Raw genomic sequence first — 1,538 nt, 5'->3', positions numbered from 1 at the left:
TTCGCTCATATGACCCAATCCGCTGTCAAGAGCCACAATGGCCCCGCCGACCGCTTGCAATCGGTCGGCGGGGCCTGCCGTTAACCCGTCCCGGTCCGCCCCGGCATGTCGTCGACGCCTTCGGCTCAGTCTCATATCCGCGGATACCGTTCTGTCGGCCCGCACTCCATTCCTTCGGCGGGGTTCCCCAAGTCTGTCGAGGCGCATGCGGAGGGCTCCGCGCGCACAGCGAAATAGGGGGTATCCCCGAAGGTCGCCCGGCTCGCCGGGACGGGGGCTATGTCTATTCCGCGCCCTCCCGGCACATCATGCCGAGGGCCCAGAGCCACCTCACGAGCTCGGCCGCGGTGGCCGCGTTAGCCTTCGCCGCGGGCATGCCGCGGGCGAGCATCTCCTCGCGCCGCCGCAGGAGCCGCTCGGACCCCTTCCTCCCGTGCATCCTTATCTCGAGGGGCACGCCCGTATCCCTCGGCATGAGCTTCGGCTGGTGCCGTGCCGCGGCGTAGCACCATGAACCCTCAACGGTCAGCTTCCTCACGAGCGCGTTGCCCGCACCGCTGATGCCTCCGAGCCGCACGGAGTCGCCACTCGACCTCTGACTCGGCGCGAGGCCGAAATAGGCCGTGACCTGCCTTCCGGAACGGAACCTCGTGAAGTCGCCGACCTCGGCCGAGAAGGCTGCGGCCAGCGCGAAGGCGCAGCCCTTGATCGACTGGAGGGCGGCCACCTCCGCGGCGATCGGGCTGGCATCCACGGCTGCCCTGTACTCGGAGAGCAGGTCCGCCCGGGCCTCCGCCGCGGCCTCGACCTCGTTCCTCAGGGCGGCGAGCGCCCGAACCCCGCCATCGTCCTCAGGCCTGACCTTGTCGAGCCACCTCAGGAAGTCGTAGGTCCAGTACTTCCTCGGGTTGCCGGCGGGCGTGGTGCCGCCGTAGACGAACCCTCGCTTTGCGAGGAAGGCGAGCAGCCGCTGCTTGGCGGTCGCCAGGCGCGCGGTCGCCCCGTCGTAGGCGCCGGCGAGGTCCCTGATGCCTTCGACCTCGGGGGAGGGGACCCATACGGGGGAGATGTCGTGGGCGAGTATCGCCTTGGCCATCCTGGCGGCGTCGTTCCTGTCGTTCTTGGAGGCCGAGTCGGCGGCCGACCTGGGGATCTTCGAGACCGCGGCGACGGCGCACTCGACGCCGAGCCCGGCGAGCTCCCTTTGCGGGGCGAAGCCGAGGTAGCCGCTCTCGTAGGCCGCGAGCGACGGCCCGGGGAACCCATCCATCCACCCGGCGATCTCGCCCCAGGGGTTGCCGGGGAACCTCCTCGTCACGGCCTCGCCGGTGTCCGCGTCGAGGGCGCAGACGGTGGTCGACCTCAGGTGGACGTCCATCCCGAACGCGGTAGAATACTTTGGCATGGGAGCCTCCCAACCTCGTTGCGGCGCGGCTGCGCCTATGGCACTTCAACATCATTGTCGCAGCCCCGACCCGCGGTCACGAGCGGGGGCTCCTGTCTTTTTAGTGCCCTCGGATTGGGTCATAGTGTCTGTC

General features: G+C 69.2%; 1 protein-coding gene. It reads right to left on the bottom strand.

The genetic code is table 11. From position 1 onward, the window contains the following. Window positions 1-283 precede the first annotated feature (283 nt). On the bottom strand, window positions 284-1,405 hold the full coding sequence (locus GT571_RS09930) for an IS110 family RNA-guided transposase (protein WP_161156987.1): 1,122 nt from the start codon (window positions 1,403-1,405) through the stop codon (window positions 284-286). Between the last annotated feature and the right edge of the window lie 133 nt (window positions 1,406-1,538).

The sequence above is a fragment of the Collinsella aerofaciens genome, from assembly GCF_009876115.1.
GTDB classification, from domain to species: domain Bacteria; phylum Actinomycetota; class Coriobacteriia; order Coriobacteriales; family Coriobacteriaceae; genus Collinsella; species Collinsella aerofaciens_N.
This window is presented reverse-complemented; position numbering and strand designations above follow the sequence as displayed.

Bases quoted from the DNA above. Each gene is read 5' to 3' on its own strand.
- GT571_RS09930 (WP_161156987.1), bottom strand. From the start codon at position 1,405: ATGCCAAAGTATTCTACCGCGTTCGGGATGGACGTCCACCTGAGGTCG.